12 protein-coding genes are annotated in these 17092 nt (G+C 73.2%); 9 read left to right on the plus strand and 3 right to left on the minus strand.

Annotation, left to right across the window (positions count from 1 at the left end):
• The first annotated feature begins 39 nt into the window (after window positions 1-39).
• The 4 genes from SM793_RS22220 to SM793_RS22235 all read left to right on the plus strand — a co-directional run bounded on the left by SM793_RS22220 (window position 40) and on the right by SM793_RS22235 (window position 3984).
• Window positions 40-708 carry a response regulator transcription factor gene (locus SM793_RS22220; RefSeq protein ID WP_320440005.1) on the plus strand — a complete coding sequence of 223 codons (669 nt, stop codon included), beginning with the start codon at window positions 40-42 and terminating at the stop codon, window positions 706-708.
• 715 nt (window positions 709-1423) lie between these two features.
• Window positions 1424-2176: a transglycosylase family protein gene (locus SM793_RS22225; protein WP_320440006.1), complete on the plus strand. Its 753-nt coding sequence runs from the start codon at window positions 1424-1426 to the stop codon at window positions 2174-2176.
• A 270-nt stretch (window positions 2177-2446) separates the two neighbouring features.
• On the plus strand, window positions 2447-3205 hold the full coding sequence (locus SM793_RS22230) for an SDR family NAD(P)-dependent oxidoreductase (protein WP_320440007.1): 759 nt from the start codon (window positions 2447-2449) through the stop codon (window positions 3203-3205).
• 179 nt (window positions 3206-3384) lie between these two features.
• Window positions 3385-3984 (plus strand): TIGR03086 family metal-binding protein, encoded by a 600-nt coding sequence (locus SM793_RS22235; protein ID WP_320440008.1) that lies wholly within the window; start codon window positions 3385-3387, stop codon window positions 3982-3984.
• A 696-nt stretch (window positions 3985-4680) separates the two neighbouring features.
• Here SM793_RS22235 and SM793_RS22240 read toward each other — a convergent pair.
• Window positions 4681-5091: a hypothetical protein gene (locus tag SM793_RS22240; RefSeq protein WP_320440009.1), complete on the minus strand. Its 411-nt coding sequence runs from the start codon at window positions 5089-5091 to the stop codon at window positions 4681-4683.
• A 216-nt stretch (window positions 5092-5307) separates the two neighbouring features.
• Between SM793_RS22240 and SM793_RS22245 the strand changes: the two genes are divergently transcribed.
• Window positions 5308-5805, plus strand: coding sequence for a hypothetical protein (locus SM793_RS22245; protein WP_320440010.1), 498 nt, complete (start codon window positions 5308-5310; stop codon window positions 5803-5805).
• A gap of 283 nt (window positions 5806-6088) precedes the next feature.
• The gene (locus tag SM793_RS22250) at window positions 6089-6412 is read left to right on the plus strand and encodes a hypothetical protein (RefSeq protein WP_320440011.1); all 324 of its coding nucleotides are present in this window, start codon (window positions 6089-6091) and stop codon (window positions 6410-6412) included.
• 1 nt (window position 6413) lies between these two features.
• On the opposite strand, the gene SM793_RS22255 is transcribed toward SM793_RS22250, so the two are convergent.
• Both SM793_RS22255 and SM793_RS22260 read right to left on the minus strand, forming a co-directional pair.
• On the minus strand, window positions 6414-6881 hold the full coding sequence (locus SM793_RS22255; RefSeq protein ID WP_320440012.1) for a (2Fe-2S)-binding protein: 468 nt from the start codon (window positions 6879-6881) through the stop codon (window positions 6414-6416).
• Between the two features lie 72 nt (window positions 6882-6953).
• Window positions 6954-9299, minus strand: coding sequence for a xanthine dehydrogenase family protein molybdopterin-binding subunit (locus SM793_RS22260; RefSeq protein WP_320440013.1), 2346 nt, complete (start codon window positions 9297-9299; stop codon window positions 6954-6956).
• A 484-nt stretch (window positions 9300-9783) separates the two neighbouring features.
• Between SM793_RS22260 and SM793_RS22265 the strand changes: the two genes are divergently transcribed.
• The 3 genes from SM793_RS22265 (at window position 9784) to SM793_RS22275 (ending at window position 17031) form a co-directional block, all read left to right on the plus strand.
• Entirely contained in the window at window positions 9784-11115 is a 1332-nt protein-coding gene (locus SM793_RS22265; protein WP_320440014.1) for an MFS transporter, read from the plus strand.
• A gap of 123 nt (window positions 11116-11238) precedes the next feature.
• On the plus strand, window positions 11239-12120 hold the full coding sequence (locus tag SM793_RS22270; RefSeq protein WP_320440015.1) for a hypothetical protein: 882 nt from the start codon (window positions 11239-11241) through the stop codon (window positions 12118-12120).
• Between the two features lie 402 nt (window positions 12121-12522).
• The gene (locus tag SM793_RS22275) at window positions 12523-17031 is read left to right on the plus strand and encodes a VWD domain-containing protein (RefSeq protein WP_320440016.1); all 4509 of its coding nucleotides are present in this window, start codon (window positions 12523-12525) and stop codon (window positions 17029-17031) included.
• Window positions 17032-17092 lie beyond the last annotated feature (61 nt).

The raw sequence follows: 17092 nt of genomic DNA on the forward strand, positions 1-17092 counted from the left end.
GCCGCACCGTCCGGACCAGTACCAAGGGGATGACCAGCAGTGATCCGAGTCCTCGTCGCCGATGACGAGCCGCTCATCCGGGCCGGGATCAGGATGATCCTGTCCTCCGCCGACGACATCGACGTGGTGGCCGAGGCCGCCGACGGCCGGCAGGCGCTGGAACTGGCCCGCGCGCACCGGGTGGACGTCGTGCTGCTGGACATTCAGATGCCGGTGCTGGACGGCCTGTCGGCGCTCGCCGAGCTGCCGAGGGTCGCGCCCGGCGCGCGGGCGCTGATCCTCACCACCTTCGGGGAGCGCGACAACGTGCTGCGCGCCGTGAGCGACGGTGGCGCCGGCTTCCTGTTGAAGGACACCGCACCGGCCGAGCTGATCCAGGCGGTGCGGGCGGCCGCCACCGGGCACGCCTTCCTGTCGCCCGCCGCGACCCGGCACATCGTCGACTCGCTGGCGGGCGGGCAGGCGGGACCGGTCGCGGCGCGTGGCTTGCGGGCCCGGCAGCGGCTGGAGGTGCTGACCGAGCGCGAGCTGGAGGTGCTGGCGCTGTTGGGCGAGGGGCTGTCCAACGCGGACGCCGGGGCCCGGATCCATATGAGCGAGGCGACGGTGAAGACGTACGTCAGCCGGATCCTGGCCAAGCTGGGCTGCGAGAACCGGGTGCAGGCGGCGCTGCTGGCCCGGGACGCGGGGCTGGGCGGCGTCGGCTGAGGAGTGCTGACGGGGCGTCGCGCCGACCGGCCCGCCGAGTGTCGGGCGCGCGGCCGACGGGGCGTCCGGTGACGTCCGGTGACGTCCGGTGCTCGACTGAGGTGACGTCCGGTGCGCGACTGACGGGGCGTTCGGTGCGTGCAAGGACGGGTCGTGTGCCGTGCGCTGAGCGACTTTCCGCTCACGCTCGGTAGTCAGAGTGGTGAGCGCCACCTCGCCGGTCGGTGGAATCGGGAACTCCGCTCGGCGAGGTGACGCCACGTCAGTCATCGGTGACGGTAAGTCGATAAAGCGCCCGGACTTTCGGCCGACCCGATGTGAGCGAGCGCACGGAAATCGATCGTTTGGGCCGGGGAATGCGGTCAAAGCCGGTCGTTTCCGGGTCGGTTTCATGATCGATACCACCGGTAACAGTCGACTGACCTGGGACGACCAAGAATTGCTTGATGCGGCCCGGTAGCGCCCGTAGCTTCTTTGGCGGTGCACCGAGCACCACCCGGGTTCACCCCCGACCCACGGCCCGCCGACCGACCATCGGCACCAGGGCGGTGGCCGTCGACGACCGGCCTCAACGGGCAGTCGGCGAACGGAGGGTGGCCGGGGCGGCACGGCACGTCGGACACGTGCGCGGCCGCCCATCGAGTGAGGGAGCGAAACCGGCCCCGGCAGGGGCCTGGTTCCGCATGCCTGCCCGGGGCCTGCCGAAAGGACTTCCATGAATCCCCGTCACGAGACCGCCGCTGCCACCACCACCGCCGCCACCAAGCGCAACCGCGTTCGGATGGCCGTGGTGGCGGGCGCCGCTGTCGCGGCCCTGCCGGTGGCCGGCCTCGTCACGGCCACCTCGGCCGCTGCCGCCCCCGCCTCCGCCTGGGACGCCGTCGCCCAGTGCGAGAGCGGCGGCAACTGGAGCATCAGCACCGGCAACGGCTTCTCCGGCGGACTGCAGTTCACCCCCTCGACCTGGCGGGCGTTCGGCGGCGCCGCCTACGCCCCGCAGGCCCACCAGGCGAGCAGGGCGCAGCAGATCACTGTCGCCGAGAAGGTCCTCGCCTCGCAGGGCCCCGGCGCCTGGCCGGTCTGCTCCGCCAAGGCGGGCCTGAGCCGCGGCGGCGCGCCCGCCGCCGTCGCCGACACGCCCGACCCGGAGCCCAAGGCCGCGCAGCCGGCCAAGCAGCAGCCGGCCAAGGCGGACCAGGGCCCCGCCCAGAGCCCGAAGTCGCCCGCCCGCAAGGCCCCGGCGCAGACCCCGCCGCAGGGTGCCGCGAAGCCCGCCGCGCCCGCCGCCGGGTCCGCCGCGCCCGAGAAGGGCTTCACCGGCGGCGGCTACGTCGTCAAGGGCGGCGACACGCTGAGCGGCATCGCCGCCAAGTTCGGCCTCGACACGGCCGGCCTGCACGCCCGGAACATCAAGGCGATCGGCGCCAACCCGAACCTCATTTTCCCGGGTCAGACCCTGTCCTTCTGACCCCCCACCGGGTCCCGCACCCCGGTGGACCGAACGGCCGCCCTTCCCCCGGGGCGGCCGTTCGGCGTGTCGGGGGGGCAGGGGGAGGGGGAGGGGGAGGGGGCAGAGGCGCGCGGACCGGCGGCGCGCGGCGCGTACGCAGGCGTGCGGATCTGGGCGCGCCGGTGGTAGTTGAACGTTGAACGCGAGGTCCGAATACCGCCGGACTCCCGGCCCGCCACGGCCGAAGATCGAGTCATGTCCACGAACGACACGAGGAGTTCTGACGAGATGACGATCACGACCGGTATCGCAGCGCTCGACGGCAAGGTGGCCCTGGTGACCGGCGGCAGCCGGGGGATCGGGGAGGCGGTGGCCCTGCGGCTCGCCGAGGACGGCGCCGACGTGGTGGTGACCTACCTGGGCAGTGCCGACCGGGCCGAGGCCGTCGCGGCCAAGATCACCGCGATGGGCCGGCGCGGCTGGGCGGTCCGGGCCGACAGTGCCGACCCGGAGCAGGTCCGCGCCGTGGTCGGGGCGGTGGCCGAGCGCTTCGGCCGCCTCGACATCCTGGTCAACAACGCCGGGGTGGGCCACATGGGCTCGATCGAGGAGACCGGCCTCGCCGACATCGACCGGGTGCTGGAGGTCAACGTCCGGGCGCCGTACCTGTTCGCCCAGGCGGCCGTGGCCCACCTGACCGAGGGCGGGCGGATCGTCACCATCGGCAGCTGCATGGCCAAGCGGGCCGCCTTCGGGGGCGGCAGCCTCTACGCCACCAGCAAGGCCGCGATGATCGGGCTCACCAAGGCACTGGCCCGCGAGCTGGGCCCGCGCGGGATCACCGTCAACGTGATCCACCCCGGCCCGATCGACACCGAGCTGAACCCGGCGGACGGCCCGGGCGCCGATTTCCAGTCCGCCTTCACCGCGGTCGGCGGCTTCGGCCGGCCCTCCGACATCGCCGCCACGATCGCGCACCTGGCCGGTGCGGAGGGCCGGTACATCACCGGCGCCGAGATCGCCGTGGACGGCGGCTTCGCCGGCTGACCCCAGGCCGGCGAAACCGACGACCGGCCCGGGGTGTTGCTCCGGGCCGGTCGTCGGTGCCCGCGTTTACGATCGGCCGGTCCGACCACGTGTGCGGGCGCGCGTCCGAACCGGCCGCGCGCCCGCGCACGGGTCCCGCGTGAGGGGCCGGTGCGGCCCCGCCGACGGAGAGGTGCGTCATGACCGGAGCGGAAGACCCGATCGAGCTGCTCGCCCGCGCGCTCGCGCAGACGGCCGGGCTGATCGACGGCGCCGGCACCGAACTCGCCGGCCACCCGACCCCCTGCCACTCCTGGGACGTCGGACAGCTGGTCAGTCACCTGCTGAACGACCTGCGGCAGTTCACCGTCCGGGCGGAGGGCGGCACGCCCGACTGGTCGGACCCCTTCGACCGGGTCGAGGACGACTGGCTGCACCGCTTCGAGTCCGGCGCGGAGCGTCTGGTGGCCGCCTGGCGCCGGGTGGGCGACCTCGGTGGCGTCGTCGACGTCCCCGGCGTCGGGGAACTGCCGGCCCGCTTCCCGGTGGACCAGCAGATCGCCGAGTTCGCCGCGCACGGCTGGGACCTCGCCCGGGCCACCGGCCAGTCCACCGCCGGGCTCGACCAGGAGGTCGGGCGGGCGGCGCTGGCCTGGGCGCGCGGCGCGCTGCGGCCCGAGTACCGGGGGAGCGAGGAGGAGCAGCACGCCTTCGGCCCGGAGGTCGCGGTCGCCGAGGACGCGCCGGTGTACGACCGGCTCGCCGGGTTCTTCGGCCGCGACCCCGGGGCCGCCGGTTAGCGCGGAGCGGACCCGGGACCGCCGGGCGTCGTGGGGTGCAGAGTTGCAGGGCGTCGGCAGCGGCGGCGCGTCGGCGGCCGGACGCCCTCCTCAGCCGCGGCTCCAGACGAAAGCGTCGTATCAAGTTGTGCGTAGGCGAGGTAGCAGGCGGTCTCGATGGGCTTGGCCAGGCTGCGGCGGGCCGGCCCCACCGCCGGCGGCCCAGGAGCTCGCCCCGGTAGTCGTACTCGGCCACGGCCGGCAGTCGGATGGCCGCCCAGTCGTAGACACGCGGCCCCTTGGCGCCGTCCCCGGCCGAAACCCGCTGCCGGGCCCCGGCCGGGGCCCGGGCGAACAGCCCGTCGCTGCGTGGACATCCCACGCTGAACCGGGACTTGGGCGCCGCCAGGACGTAGCCGACACCGGATTGTTCGAGCAGGCGACGGAAGCGTCCCTCCTGTCCGTAGGCCGAGTCCGCAGTGACCCAGGAGATGGGCAGCTCGGAGGCGAGCGCACGCAGCACCACGGCCGCCCATGGCCGCAGCTGTGGCGTAGAGCTGCGGTCCCGGTCCGTCCAGGGACTCCGCCCGGGCGGACGACCCGGGATCGAACTCCGCGGCGAACTCGGCCACCGGGTCCTTCAGCAGCGTCGCCGGCGGCTCGTCGACCGACCTGACCCGCCGGCCACCGTCGCCTCGCCCCGACCCGGCCCGCCCGCTACGCGGCACGGCTCCCGACGGCGCGGTACCAGAGGCCGGCCGCCACCACCAGCAGCAGGACGGCGAGCCCGAGGAACAGCCACGGCGAGTACTCCTCGACGCAGCTGCTGGAGGTCATGGTCGTCGTGCACACGGTGCCCGGCCCCGAGCGGTTGAGGTAGGCGAGGTAGGCGAGCACGGCCGCCGGACCACCGAGCACCATGGGCCAGGAGCGCCGGAAGGCGGCCGAGCGCCCCAGCAGCACGGCGCCGGCCGCGCCGGCCGCCAGCAGTAGCAGCCCAATCGTCAGGATCGAGGCCAGGCCGAACGTGAGGGCGGCCCCGTCAAGGAACCACAGGGCGGCGCCGAGCAGGCCGACCGACCCTCCGCGCGCACCGACGCGGCCCACCACCGAATCCGAGTCGTCCACCAGGCCCCCTCTGACGGCACATCAGTCTGATGTCCAAGAGCCGACTCCCGGCCCCGCAGGCGCCGCATCGCCAGACTGCCACCTCGCCGCACCGGGGCACAACCGGCCGGGGCGCGGCCAGGACGAACTGTGTAGTCGCAACCTCCGATATCTGTAAGGAAGTTGGGAGGTCAACGTGGATACCGCCTCATTCTCACTCAGGAGGGGATCCCCACTATGAGCAGCACTGCGGGACGACTCGGGCTCCGCGCCAGGCAGGTGGCCGCTCCGGCCACCGCTCTGCTGCTGAGCGCGGGAACCATGTTCGGCGCAACCGCACCGGCCTTGGCGTCGGCCGCCGACCCGACAGTCTCCACTCACATGCTGCCGATGACGGTCAGCGACGGGTGGGTCACCTACACCAACGCAGTGGCACCGACGCTCGGCCTGGACGGGCTCAAGACCGTGACCCTGAACGGCAGCACCTACGGCATCGGCATGAGCGAGGACGAGAGCTTCTACAACAACGACTTCCAGCAACTACGTGATCGCCGCCATCGGCGTCCTGGCCTGGCCCTCGCAGGGCGCCGATCCCATGCTTCTCCTGTGCGTGGCCGACAGATGGCCCTCGCTGGTTGGGAAGCCAGTACCGAGGATCTTTTTGCGCGCGCCGAGTTCGAGCTGTACCCGCGAGCAGCAGCGCTATCAGTAGCGATCTTCTACCGCAGGGCGTGAAGGGGCGGCGTGCCCCGTGATCTCGACGGGTGGGTGGAGGTGGCGCGGCCGTGCAGGCATTGGCGTCCGTAGGGTCCGGGGACGGGGACGTGTCGTGGCCCGGGCGCGCTGTACGGCGGTCCGCCCGCCGCCGGTCAGCATCCCGGTTTCACCCCGCGCACCGACCGGTCCCGACGGATGATCCGGTCACGGCCGCGGCGGGCGCGGCGCGCGGACACCGGGGCGCGCGGCGGCGCGTACGCTCGGGGTGGTCCGAACGGGGGCGGCAGGGACGGGGTGTCGGATGCTCGGTTGGTGGTTCGTCGTGACGGTGCCGGCGGCGGGGGACGGCGAGGACGTCGTGCTGGCCAAGTGGGAGGCCGGGATCGGCGGGCTGGACTGGATCGCCGGGCTGGTCGCGGCCGGGCGGGCGGAGCAGTCGGCGTTCGACGGCTACCCGCACCGGTTCACGGCCCGGGCGGGCGAGGTGCTGCCGCTGCTCGCCGACGGTTCGGTGCTCGGTGCCGGGCGCGGAGCCGAGTTCCGGCCGCGCGAGCTGCGCCCGGACCGGATCGCCGCGTGTCCGGCGGACGCGCTGCTGACCGTCGACGCCTGGGACCAGTCCTGACTCAGCGGCCGGGCGCGGTCCTGGCGGCGGCGCGCTTGATGGCCTCGCGGATCCGGGGGTAGCTGCCGCAGCGGCAGATGTTCTGGATCTGGTCGATGTCGGCGTCCGTCGGCGCGGGGTTGCGGCGCAGCAGTGCGACCGCCGTCATGATCTGGCCGGGCTGGCAGAACCCGCACTGGGCGACGTCGCAGTCCAGCCAGGCCTCCTGGACGGGGTGCAGGGTGTCGCCGTCGGCGAGGCCCTCGATGGTGGTGACCTGGCGGTCGGCGCAGTCCTTGACCGGGACGGTGCAGGGCTGGATCTCCTCGCCGTCCAGGTGGCTGGTGCAGGCGCGGCAGACGCCGACGCCGCAGCCGTACTTGGGGCCGGTGACGCCGAGCTTGTCGCGCAGTACCCAGAGCAGCGGCATGTCGTCCGGTGCCTCGACGGTGACCGGTCGGCCGTTGAGGACGAAGGTGTGGCTGGGCATCGGAGGCGCGTTCCTCGGGGGTTCGTGGGGAGCGGGTCGGACGTGGTCGGGAAGGCGGGGAATGAGGGGAAGTCAGAAGTTGATCGGGAAGGAGCGTGGGCTGGTCCCGGTGGCCCGGGCGTAGGCGTTGGCCACGGCCGCGGAGGCCGCCGGCACTCCCAGTTCGCCCGCTCCGCCGGGCGGCCCGCTCGGCGGCAGCAGGTGGATCTCGACCACCGGCGGGGTGTGCCGCTGCCGCGCGTAGTGGAAGTCGCCGAAGCTGCCCTCGCGGACGGCGCCGCGGTCGATGTGGTTGCCGGCCTGGAGGATCACCGAGATCCCGTCGATCAGCGCGCCGGTCAGCTGCGCCTCCAGGCCGGTGGGGTTGACCACCGTGCCGACGTCGGCGGCGATCACGGCCTTGGTGACCCGCGGCTGCCGCGGGTCGGTCGCGTCGATCTCGACCAGGTAGGCGGTGCGGCCGCCGTTCTCTGCGTGGTACCCGATGCCCTGGGCCTGTCCGGCCGGCATGGCGCGGCCCCAGCTGCCCGCCCGGGCGACCGTGTCGAGCACGGCCCGGCCGGCCGGCTCCCGAAGCCGGGCGCGGCGGAAGGCCACCGGGTCCTGGCCGAGGCGGCGAGCCAGCTCGTCCATCATGATCTCGTCGGCGACCCGGACGGTGCCCGAGTAGACCGAGCGCCAGCTGCCGGTCGGGATCTTCAGCGGCACCTCGGCCAGCAGCTGGGTCGGGATGCCCACGTCGTACGGGTTGCTCTGGCTGAGCAGGAAGAAGGCCTGGGCGAGCGAGAGCCCGGCGACCGAGAGCTGGAAGCCGGCGGCGGTGAGGGCCTCGCCGAGTCCGTGGCCGAAGTCGGTCGTCACGGTGGCGGCGCGGTGCTCGTAGCTGAGTACCTGGCCGAGCCCGTAGGTGGCGCGGACCCGGTGGTGGCTGGCGGGGCGCATCCGGCCGTGCCGCATGTCGTCGTTGCGGGTCCACATCAGCTTGACCGGGCGGCCCGCGGCGCGGGAGATCCGCGCGGCCTCCACGGCGGCGTCGTAGAACAGCCGGCGGCCGAAGGACCCGCCGCCGCGCACCACGTGCACCGTCACCGCGTCCTGCGGCAGGCCGAGTTCGGCGGCGAGGGTCTGCTGCGCGACGATCGGGGTCTGCGCGGCGAACCAGAACTCGGCGCGGTTCGGGCGGACGTCGGCGATCGCCGTCAGCACCTCCATCGGCGCGTGGTTGACGAAGGCGAAGTCGAACTCGCCGTCCACGTACTGGGTGAGCAGCGGCGGGATCAGGAACGGCGCGTGCGCGGCCCGCAGTTTCCCCCGGATGTCGGGGTCGGAGAGCGCGGCGACCGGGCCCGGGTTCCAGGTGGTGCGCAGCGCGTCGCGGGCCTTGAGGGCCTGGTCGAAGGTCTCGGCGAGGACGGCCACCCCGGTGGGGACGGTGACCACCGCGAGCACCCCCGGCATGGCGCGGGCGGCGGAGGCGTCGAGCGAGGCGAGGGTGCCGTGGATGGTGGTGGGCCGGGCGACGACGGTCGGTACCGCGCCGGGCACGGCGAGGTCGCCGGCGTACTTGGCGCGGCCGGTGACCAGGTCGCGGGCGTCGATCCGGCCGGTGGGGCGGCCGATCACCCGGCGCTGCTCGGGCGGCTTGGGAGTGGCGGGGACGGCGGGCACGACGACGGCGGCGGCCTCGGCGGCGAGTTCGCCGTAGCCGGCCCGGCGGCCGTCGGGAGCGGTCACGGCGGAGTCGGCGGTGCGCAGGGTGTCGGCGGGCAGCGACCAGCGGCGCGCGGCGGCGGTGACCAGCCGGGCCCGGGCGGCGGCGGCGGCGCCGCGCACCGGGTCGTAGAGCGTACGGACCGAGTTGGAGGCGCCGGTGAGCTGATTGAACAGCAGGTCGGGGCGGCTGTCGGAGAGCGGGACGTCGACATCGGTCAGCCGTGCGTCGAGTTCCTCGGCGACCATCATGGCGACCGTGGTGGTCAGGCCCTGGCCGACCTCCAGGCGTGGCAGGTGGAGGACGGCGCGGCCGGCGGTGGTGATCTCCAGGACTAGCAGGTGCGCGGTGGGCAGGCCGGCGACCTGCAGTGCCTGGCCGAGGTCGACGATGTCCGGGATACCGGGCAGGCCGAGCAACTGGGAGGGAGCGGCCGGCGGCGCGGCCGGCGGGGGCGCGGGTGGTGCGGGCGGGGCCTCGGCGGCCCGGGCGGTGGCGGGTGCGACGGTGTCGAGTCCGGCCCGGGCGGCGACGGTCAGGGTCGGCGCGGCGAGCAGGTAGGTGAGGAAGCGTCGGCGATCGGTGGCGGTGGCGGTGGCGGTGGCGGTGGCGGTGGCGGTGGCGGTGGCGAGCGTGTCGGCGTCGGCGGCCAGGGGCTCGGGGGCGGGCGGCTGCTCGGCGGCGGGGCCCGTGGCGGCCGGGGGCACGATGGAGATGCTGATGGGAGGAGCCCCTCTTGCCGGGTGACGGCTTCCGGACGGGCGGGCCGTGAGGGTCGCGCCCCTGTGCCGGGCGGTGCCGGACGGTGCTCGCGACAGCGGGCACGTTCTGGTCGTGTCCACGTTCGCGAACGAGAACGCGGATGAGCATAGGAGGGGCCTACTGGCCGGTCAACACGGGCACTTGGCGCATGGTCGGACATCTGTGCGGATGTCGGACGGGGTGGACACGGAGGGCGCGGAACACGCCGGGCGGGGCGCGCGGTACCGCCGTCCGGGTAAGGCGCGCCGAGGGGCGCGTGCCGCATACCGGGGGGCGGACGGGGCGCGGTCGGCGCCGGAGCGGGGGCGAGCCGGAGCGCGGGCGTCCGGAAAGCGACTTGCCGAAGTGGCCCAGGGTCATGATGATCCACTGGACCTTCCGCATGGTCCGCCATCGGCACAGACTGGTGTCCACACCGAAGAACCACTGATGGCCCACCACCCCAGGAGTATCGTGCCGTCCCGCCGCACCCCGCTGTCCGGATCCCAACGAACCCTCGCGACAGCCCAGTTGGTGAGCGCGATCGGCGACGGCGCCTACTACACCAGCTCGGCGCTGTACTTCACCCGGATCGTCGGCCTCTCGCCCACCCGGCTCGGCCTGGGCCTCGCGGTGGCCTGGGCGATCGGGTCGGTCGCAGGCGTACCGCTCGGCCACCTCGCCGACCGGCGCGGCCCCCGGGGCACGGCGGCGGCGCTCGCGCTCGCCACGGCGGCGGTGGTCGCCTCGTTCCTCGTGGTCGACGACTTCCTGCCGTTCCTGGTCGCCGCCTGCCTCTACGCCACCGCCCAGTCCGGACTGGGCGCGGCCCGGCAGGCACTTGTCGGCGGACTCGTCCCGGACGGCGAGCGGACGGCGGCGCTCGCCCGGCTGCAGGCCACCCTCAACGCCGGGCTGGCGGTGGGCGCCGCGCTCGGCGGCGTCGCGCTCACGGTCGGGACCAGGGCGGCCTTCCTCGCCGCGTTCACGCTGACCGCGCTGGGCTTCCTGGCCACGGGGCTGATCCTGCTGCGGCTGCCGGCGGTGGCCCCGGCGGTGCTCCCGGCGGCGCTTCCGGCGGCGAAGGCCGGACTGGCGGACGGCACGACGGCGGACGCTCCCCGCCGCCGGGATGGCGGCTTCGCGGTGCTGGCGGACCGCCGCTACGCGGTCGTGACGCTGGTCAACACCGTGCTGCTGCTGCGGATGCCCCTGCTCAGCCTGGTGATCCCGCTCTGGATCGCCGACCGCGCCCCGCAACTCGGCTGGCTCGGCTCCGCGCTCTTCGTCCTCAACACCGTCGGCGTGACCCTGTTCCAGGTCCGCACCGCCCGCGCCGTCACCGGCCTGCCGTCGGCGGCCCGGGCCGTCCGCCAGGCCGGCGCCGTCCTGCTCGCCTCCTGCGCGGTCTTCGCCCTCTCGGCCGCGCCCGTCCCGGTCTGGGCGATGGCCGCCCTGCTGGTCGGCGGTGCGGTGCTCCAGGTGGTCGGAGAGATGAAGCAGTCGGCCGGATCCTGGCAGATCGCCTTCGACCTCGCCCCGGCCGACCGGCTCGGTCAGTACCAGGGCTTCTTCGGCACCGGAGTGGCGGTGGCCCGCACCGCCGGACCACTGCTGCTGACCACCCTCCTCCTCGACGGCGGCGGCCCGGGCTGGCTGGTCCTCGGCGTCCTCTTCCTCGCCGCCGGCTGCGCCATGGGCCCCGCCGTCCGCCACGCCGAACGCGACCGCCCCTGGCTCACCGCGGCTCCCACCACCGCCACCCTCGCCCCCACCGGCTGACGCCGGCGGCAGAAGACCGGACACCCCGCAGGGCGGGCCGCTCCAGCCCTGGCCGGACATCCCCGGTTGCTATGCTCCGGCGCGGCCGGGGAGGGCCCGGCGGAGAGCCGTGGAGGTGCCGTGATGGCGGACAGGTCAGCGGAGTTCAGGCCCGGGACGATCGGCCCGAGGCCGGTGCGGCGGGCCGCGTTCTCGGCGCTCGTACGATCACCGGAAGGGGCCTCGACCCTGCTGGTGTCGGACGCGGACACGGGTGAGCTCGTCGGGGTGGCAGGTCTGCCGGGCCGTCCGGAAGCGGTGCCGTTGGCGCTGTCCTGGGACGGCGCCCACCTGCTGTTCCGCACCGGACCGGAGGACCGGCCGGACCGGGACCTGGTGCTGCTCCGCCTCGCGACGGGCGAGCGGCGGGTGTTCGACGCGGACGTGGACGGCCTCGTCGAGCAGGCGGCGCTCTCGCCCGACGGGCGGTCGATGGCCACCCTGGCCGACGAGGACGGCGTGCGGGTGGATGTCACCGACCTGGAGACGGGTACACGGGAGCCGCTGTGGTCGGCCGACGGCTGGCGGTCGGACAGCGGGGTGGCGTGGTCGCCCGACGGCACACTGCTGGCGGTGGGCCTCGTCGACGAGGAGGAGGACCGCACCGACACGGTGGTGCTGTCCCTGGCGGACGGTTCGGTCCTGGCCCGGTACGAGGGGCTGGCGGCCCTGGGCAGCCCCAACGGAGCGTGGACCGGTGAGCGGGAACTCCTGCTGGTCGAGGAGTTCTCCGACGAGAGCGTTCCGCCGCTGTTCCTCCATGACGTGGCCACCGGAGGGGTCCGGCGCTTCGACCGGGTGCCCGGCCAGGTGGGCGGGGTGTCCGCGGTGGCAGCCGAACGGCTGGTCCAGCGGCTGCCCGGCGGCCTGTTCGTCGGCGCGCTCGACGGTACCGACTCCCGCTCCGTGCTCGGACTCCCCTCGACGTACGAGGTCGGATTTTTCGATGTGAGCGAGGTGTTCTAGCTCCGGCCGAACCGGGATCGGGCACGGACGGTTTCGTCCGTGCCCGATTTCACGTTCTCGTCGATCCGTTCCGTCCCGAAGAGCCCCGAATTCTTCCGGGGCATTTCGGTGGTGAGGATTGATCCACCCGTATCGGGGCGAACGGCGCCGATGGGTGAATTCCCGGTTCGGGCCCGATGGCGCGCGTACCGGATACATCCGGAGAGTTACGCGAAATGTTTCGTCTGCGCTCTGGTCCGGAGTGATCGCGGCTGGCTACGATCGGCGCCGCATGATCACCCACCACTCTTCGGAGCAGATGTGCGTCGTTTATGTCTCTTTTTGACCGCGGTACTGATAGCCGGGCTCATTGTTCCCATTGAGCAGTACTGGGGGCATGGAAGCGCGGCCGCTGCCACCTGTGTGAATGACACCAACTGGAAAAACGGACAGAGCGGCGAGGCGAAGCGCTGCGTCAACGGGTACGAATACACGACCCGGCGCCGACTGAAGGAGGTGCCCGGCTGTCTGCAGGCGGGCCCGCCCGGGCTGGTGCTGCGGAGGTCGTCCTGCGGCCAGGGGGTCGAGGCGATCGGGCAGGCTCGCGCCGTCAAGTTCCTGAGTGACCGGCTGGAGACGCCGAGTCAGGGGCTGATCAGTCCGAACGTCCAGTGGGAGATGCAGCTGCCGGACAGCAAGCGCCCGGACATCGTGGTGTACGACCGTGCCAACGCCGCGGCCGGAGTCGACGTCTACGAGGCCAAGACCACGGAGAACAAGGACTACGCGGACTGGGGCAACCAGGTCGACGGGTACATCCAGCACTTCCGGAACCAGGGCATGGCGGGTGTCCGCCGCGGTACCGTGCTCAACCGGTGGGGGCCGTACCGGGACGAGTTCCAGGTCTGGGACTCCAAGGAGTCATGCAAACTCCCCAGCGGGGAGAAGGGGTTCATCCGGCGGACCTACGTGGCGACCTCACCGCAGGCCGGGCTGCTGCACGTCGAGGAGGATGAGAACAAGGAGGTCTGCGACAAGGACCGGGTCCAGCCGCCCTCGCCGCCGATCAGCCAGCCGTCGAGCCAGCCGACGGCCTCGCCGACGAGTTCGCCGACGGCGGAGCCGACCACTCCTCCGGTGCCGCCCGTGCCGGTACCGGTACCTGCGGAACTGCTGGAGAAGATCGAGGTCCTGGCCCGGGACGGCGTCCCCCAGAGCGTTCTCGCGGCCGGGGCCGCGACGGTCGTCGCGGCCGCGCTGGTCGCCGAACTCGAGACCTGGCTCGGCACGGCCGCGGGCGTGGCCTTCCTGGTGGAGGTGGGGCTGACCGCGCCGGCCGCGCTCGCGCTGGGTGGAGTGGTGCTCGCGACTCTCATCCTCTGGTACCTGGTCGACCACTACGGCGCGAATGCCAACGGTGATCCGCACATCACGACCGTCGACGGGCTGAGCTACGACCTCCAGTCGGTCGGAGAGTTCGTGCTCGCGGAGTCCGAGCGCTACAACTTCACCATCGAGGGCCGGTTCACCCCCCTGTGGGGCGGCAGCGATGTCTCCACGGTCGGTCGGGTCGCGATGGACGTCAACGCCCACCGGGTCGAGTTCGACAACAACGGCTTCGTCCTCGACGGCAGTCCCTACCCGCTGCAGGCCGGCAAGCTGCTGTCGCTCGGTGAGGGCACGTTCGTCACCCGCGACTCCGCCAGTCGCTACCTGGTGACCTGGCAGGGGGTCGGAGGTCCGGTCTTCACCTGGTCGTACGGCAAGGCCAGTCTGTGGGTGCCGCCGTCGGCGGACAGCGACCTGGTCGGGCTCTTCGGCAACGCCGACGGCGATCCCGCGAACGACCTGCGGTACGCGAATGGCAGCCCGCTGCCGGCCAAGGCCCCGGCCACCCTGCTCCACGGCGACTACGCGGACTCCTGGCGGGTCACCGCGGAGTCGTCGCTGTTCACCTACGGTGCCGGCCAGAGCACGGGGACCTTCACCGACCTCACCTTCCCCCGCTCGATCGTCACCTGGCACGACCTTGCGCCCGACCAGGTCGCGCTGGCCTCCACGCAGTGCGAAGCTGCGGGCGTGCCGGCCGGCCCGGCCTTCAACGGCTGCGTCCTCGACCTCGCGCTGACCGCCGACGCCCGGTTCGCGACCGCGGCAGCCCAGCGCAGGATCGTCGGTACCGACCCGCAGGCCCGGGGTGTGAGTCCGGAGGGCGACCTGGCCACCGATTTCGAGGGCGGTTCCCTGCCGCCCAACCTGGTGCCGTCGAGGTTGGCGACCGACCCTGGTACGACCTCCTTCGCGGGTCCTTTCACCAGCACGGAGTCCTACCGCTCCTACGTCCAGGGCCTGCCACCGCACCTCGGCGGAACGCTGGCGTTCGACCTGCTGGCGATCGGGGACTGGACCACCCCGGGCAGCGAGGCGAAGACGGTCACCGTTCGCACCGACCGGGGCATTTCGGTGGTGATCACCCCGAGCGCTCTCACCCCGGTGGCCACCGGCACGCTCTCGGGCAATGTGCCGTACACCAGGTACCGGGTCACCGTGCCGTTCACCCACGGCGGCAGCCAGGCCGAGTTCGCGATCGCCGCGACCGGCGTCAGCGGCATCGGCGGCCAGGCGTTCGGCGTCGACAATCTGGCGCTGCACGTCGACGTCGTACCGCCGCAGTCCTTCACGGCCACGCTCCCGCTCACCGTCTCGGACGGGGTTCCCGGCCCCGGAGCCGGGAACCTGGAGAACGCCGCCGCCCAGGACGAGTACCGGTTCGACCTCCCGGCCGGTTCGGCGGTCTACGTCCGTCCGACCGCCTGCCCGGGCGGGAACGCCAATCTGCGCTGGAGCCTGCTGACGCCCACCGGCGCCACCGCAGGCTCCGGGTACGGCTGCCAGGGAGCCGAGGTGCGCAGCCCGGCGGCCGGCACCCACCGGCTCTCGGTCACCGCGCAGAACGACGCCGCCGGCCCGTACGCGCTGCAGGTGACGGCCATCCCGGCCGACGCCGTCGCGACCGTCGCGACCGACGGCACGGCGTCGACCGTGACGGTGAACGCCCCGGGCCAGAACGGCCTCTGGAGCTTCCACGGTACGGCGGGCCAGTGGATCTACACCGACCTCTCCGGCGGCAAGCTGGGCGACTACGACGCCCAGGTCTCGCTGCGCAAGCCGGACGGTTCGGTGCTGCTCGACGCGCAGTACTGCGGCGCCGCCTGCGGGTTCGACCCGGTGATCCTGCCGGTGGACGGCACCTACGCGCTCCGGTACGACCCGCGGGCCGCCGCCACCGGGCCCCTGACGGCACGGATCTTCACGGTCACCGACACCTCTGTGGCGATCCCTGCGGACGGTACGCAGTCCCGGCAGAGCACCACACTGCCCGGACAGAAGGCCGTCTGGACGTTCAACGGGACGACCGGGCAACGGATCTCCGCCAGCTTCTCGGACGGGACGATCGGCGGCACCAGTGCCCGCGCCGTGCTGCTGAAGCCCGACGGCGGCACACTTCTCAGCTCGTACTGTGCCCCCGCGTGCGTGTTCGACACGACCGTGCTTCCGGCGACCGGCACCTACCGGCTGGTGTTCGACCCGGAGGGCAACCGAGTCGGCTCGCTGACGGCGCGACTGTGGAGTGTTCCCGCCGACCTCTCCGCTGCGGTCACGTCCGACGGTACGCCGTCGACGCTGACGACGACGGTGCCCGGTCAGAACGGTGTGTGGACGTTCGTGGGTACGGCGGGGCAGCGGGTGGCGTTCGGTTTCAGTGGTGGGACGCTGGATTCGTTGAAGGCGCAGGTGTCGGTGCTGAAGCCGGACGGTTCAGTGCTGCGTTCGGCGCAGTACTGCGGTCCGACGTGCACCTTCCCGACGACCTCGTTGCCGGTGGACGGTGTCTACCGGGTTCTGTTCGACCCGCTGGGTGCGTCGGTGGGGTCGATGACGGCCAGTGTGTCAACGGACGTGGTGCGCCCGCTCCTGCTGGACGGGACGGGGTCGACGCTGACGACGACGGTGCCGGGGCAGAACGGGTCGTGGACGTTCGCGGGTACGGCGGGGCAGCGGGTCTACCTGGATCTGTCCGGGGGTACTTTCACCTCGCTGAAGGCCGAGGTGTCGGTGCTGAAGCCGGACGGTTCGGCGTTCCTCTCCTCGCAGTACTGCGGCACGTCCTGCGGGTTCGACACCATGGTGCTGCCGGTGGACGGCACCTACACCGTTGCCCTGCGGTCCTCCGGTGGTGTCGCCGGCTCGCTCACCGCCAAGGCGTGGGCCGTGCCCGCGGTACCGGCGACCGCGGTCGCCACGGACGGTACGGCCAGCCGGACGACGGTCGCCACCCCGGGGCAGAACAGCGTGTGGACGTTCACCGGCACGGCTGGCCGGCGCGTCCTCGTCGACCTGTCCGGGGGCACGCTCGATGGGCTCAAGGCCAAGGTGTCCGTTCTCAAGCCGGACGGCTCGGTCTGGCGCGGAGCCCAGTACTGCGGTGACGCGTGCTTCTTCGACACCACGGCGCTGCCGGCGGACGGCACCTACTCGGTGGTGTTCGACCCCCAGGGTGCCGCGGTCGGCTCACTCACGGCCAAGGTCTGGACCGTTCCGGCCGACGTCACCGCCCCGCTGCCGGCGGACGGCACCGCGGCGGCGCTGACCACCGCGACGCCGGGGCAGAACGGCACGTGGACCTTCACCGCCGGGGCCGGGCAGAAGGCGGCGTTCGCCTTCTCCGCCGGAGCGGGGGGCGGCTCGCTGGGCGCCAAGGTGTGGGTGTTGAAGCCGGACGGTTCGGTGCTGCTGTCGTCGCAGTACTGCGGCACGTCGTGCAGCTTCGGTGCCACCACCCTGCCCGTGGCCGGGACGTACACGGTGGTGCTCGACCCCCAGGGCGCGGCTGTCGCCGCGCTGACCGCGAGGCTCACGCTGACCGGTTGACAATCCTCGCCACTCGATCACCTCGGGGCCCCCGGGGGGGCGCCCCGGGGGGCCCCCCCCC

Source organism: Kitasatospora purpeofusca, from assembly GCF_034043715.1.
GTDB lineage: Bacteria > Actinomycetota > Actinomycetes > Streptomycetales > Streptomycetaceae > Kitasatospora > Kitasatospora purpeofusca_A.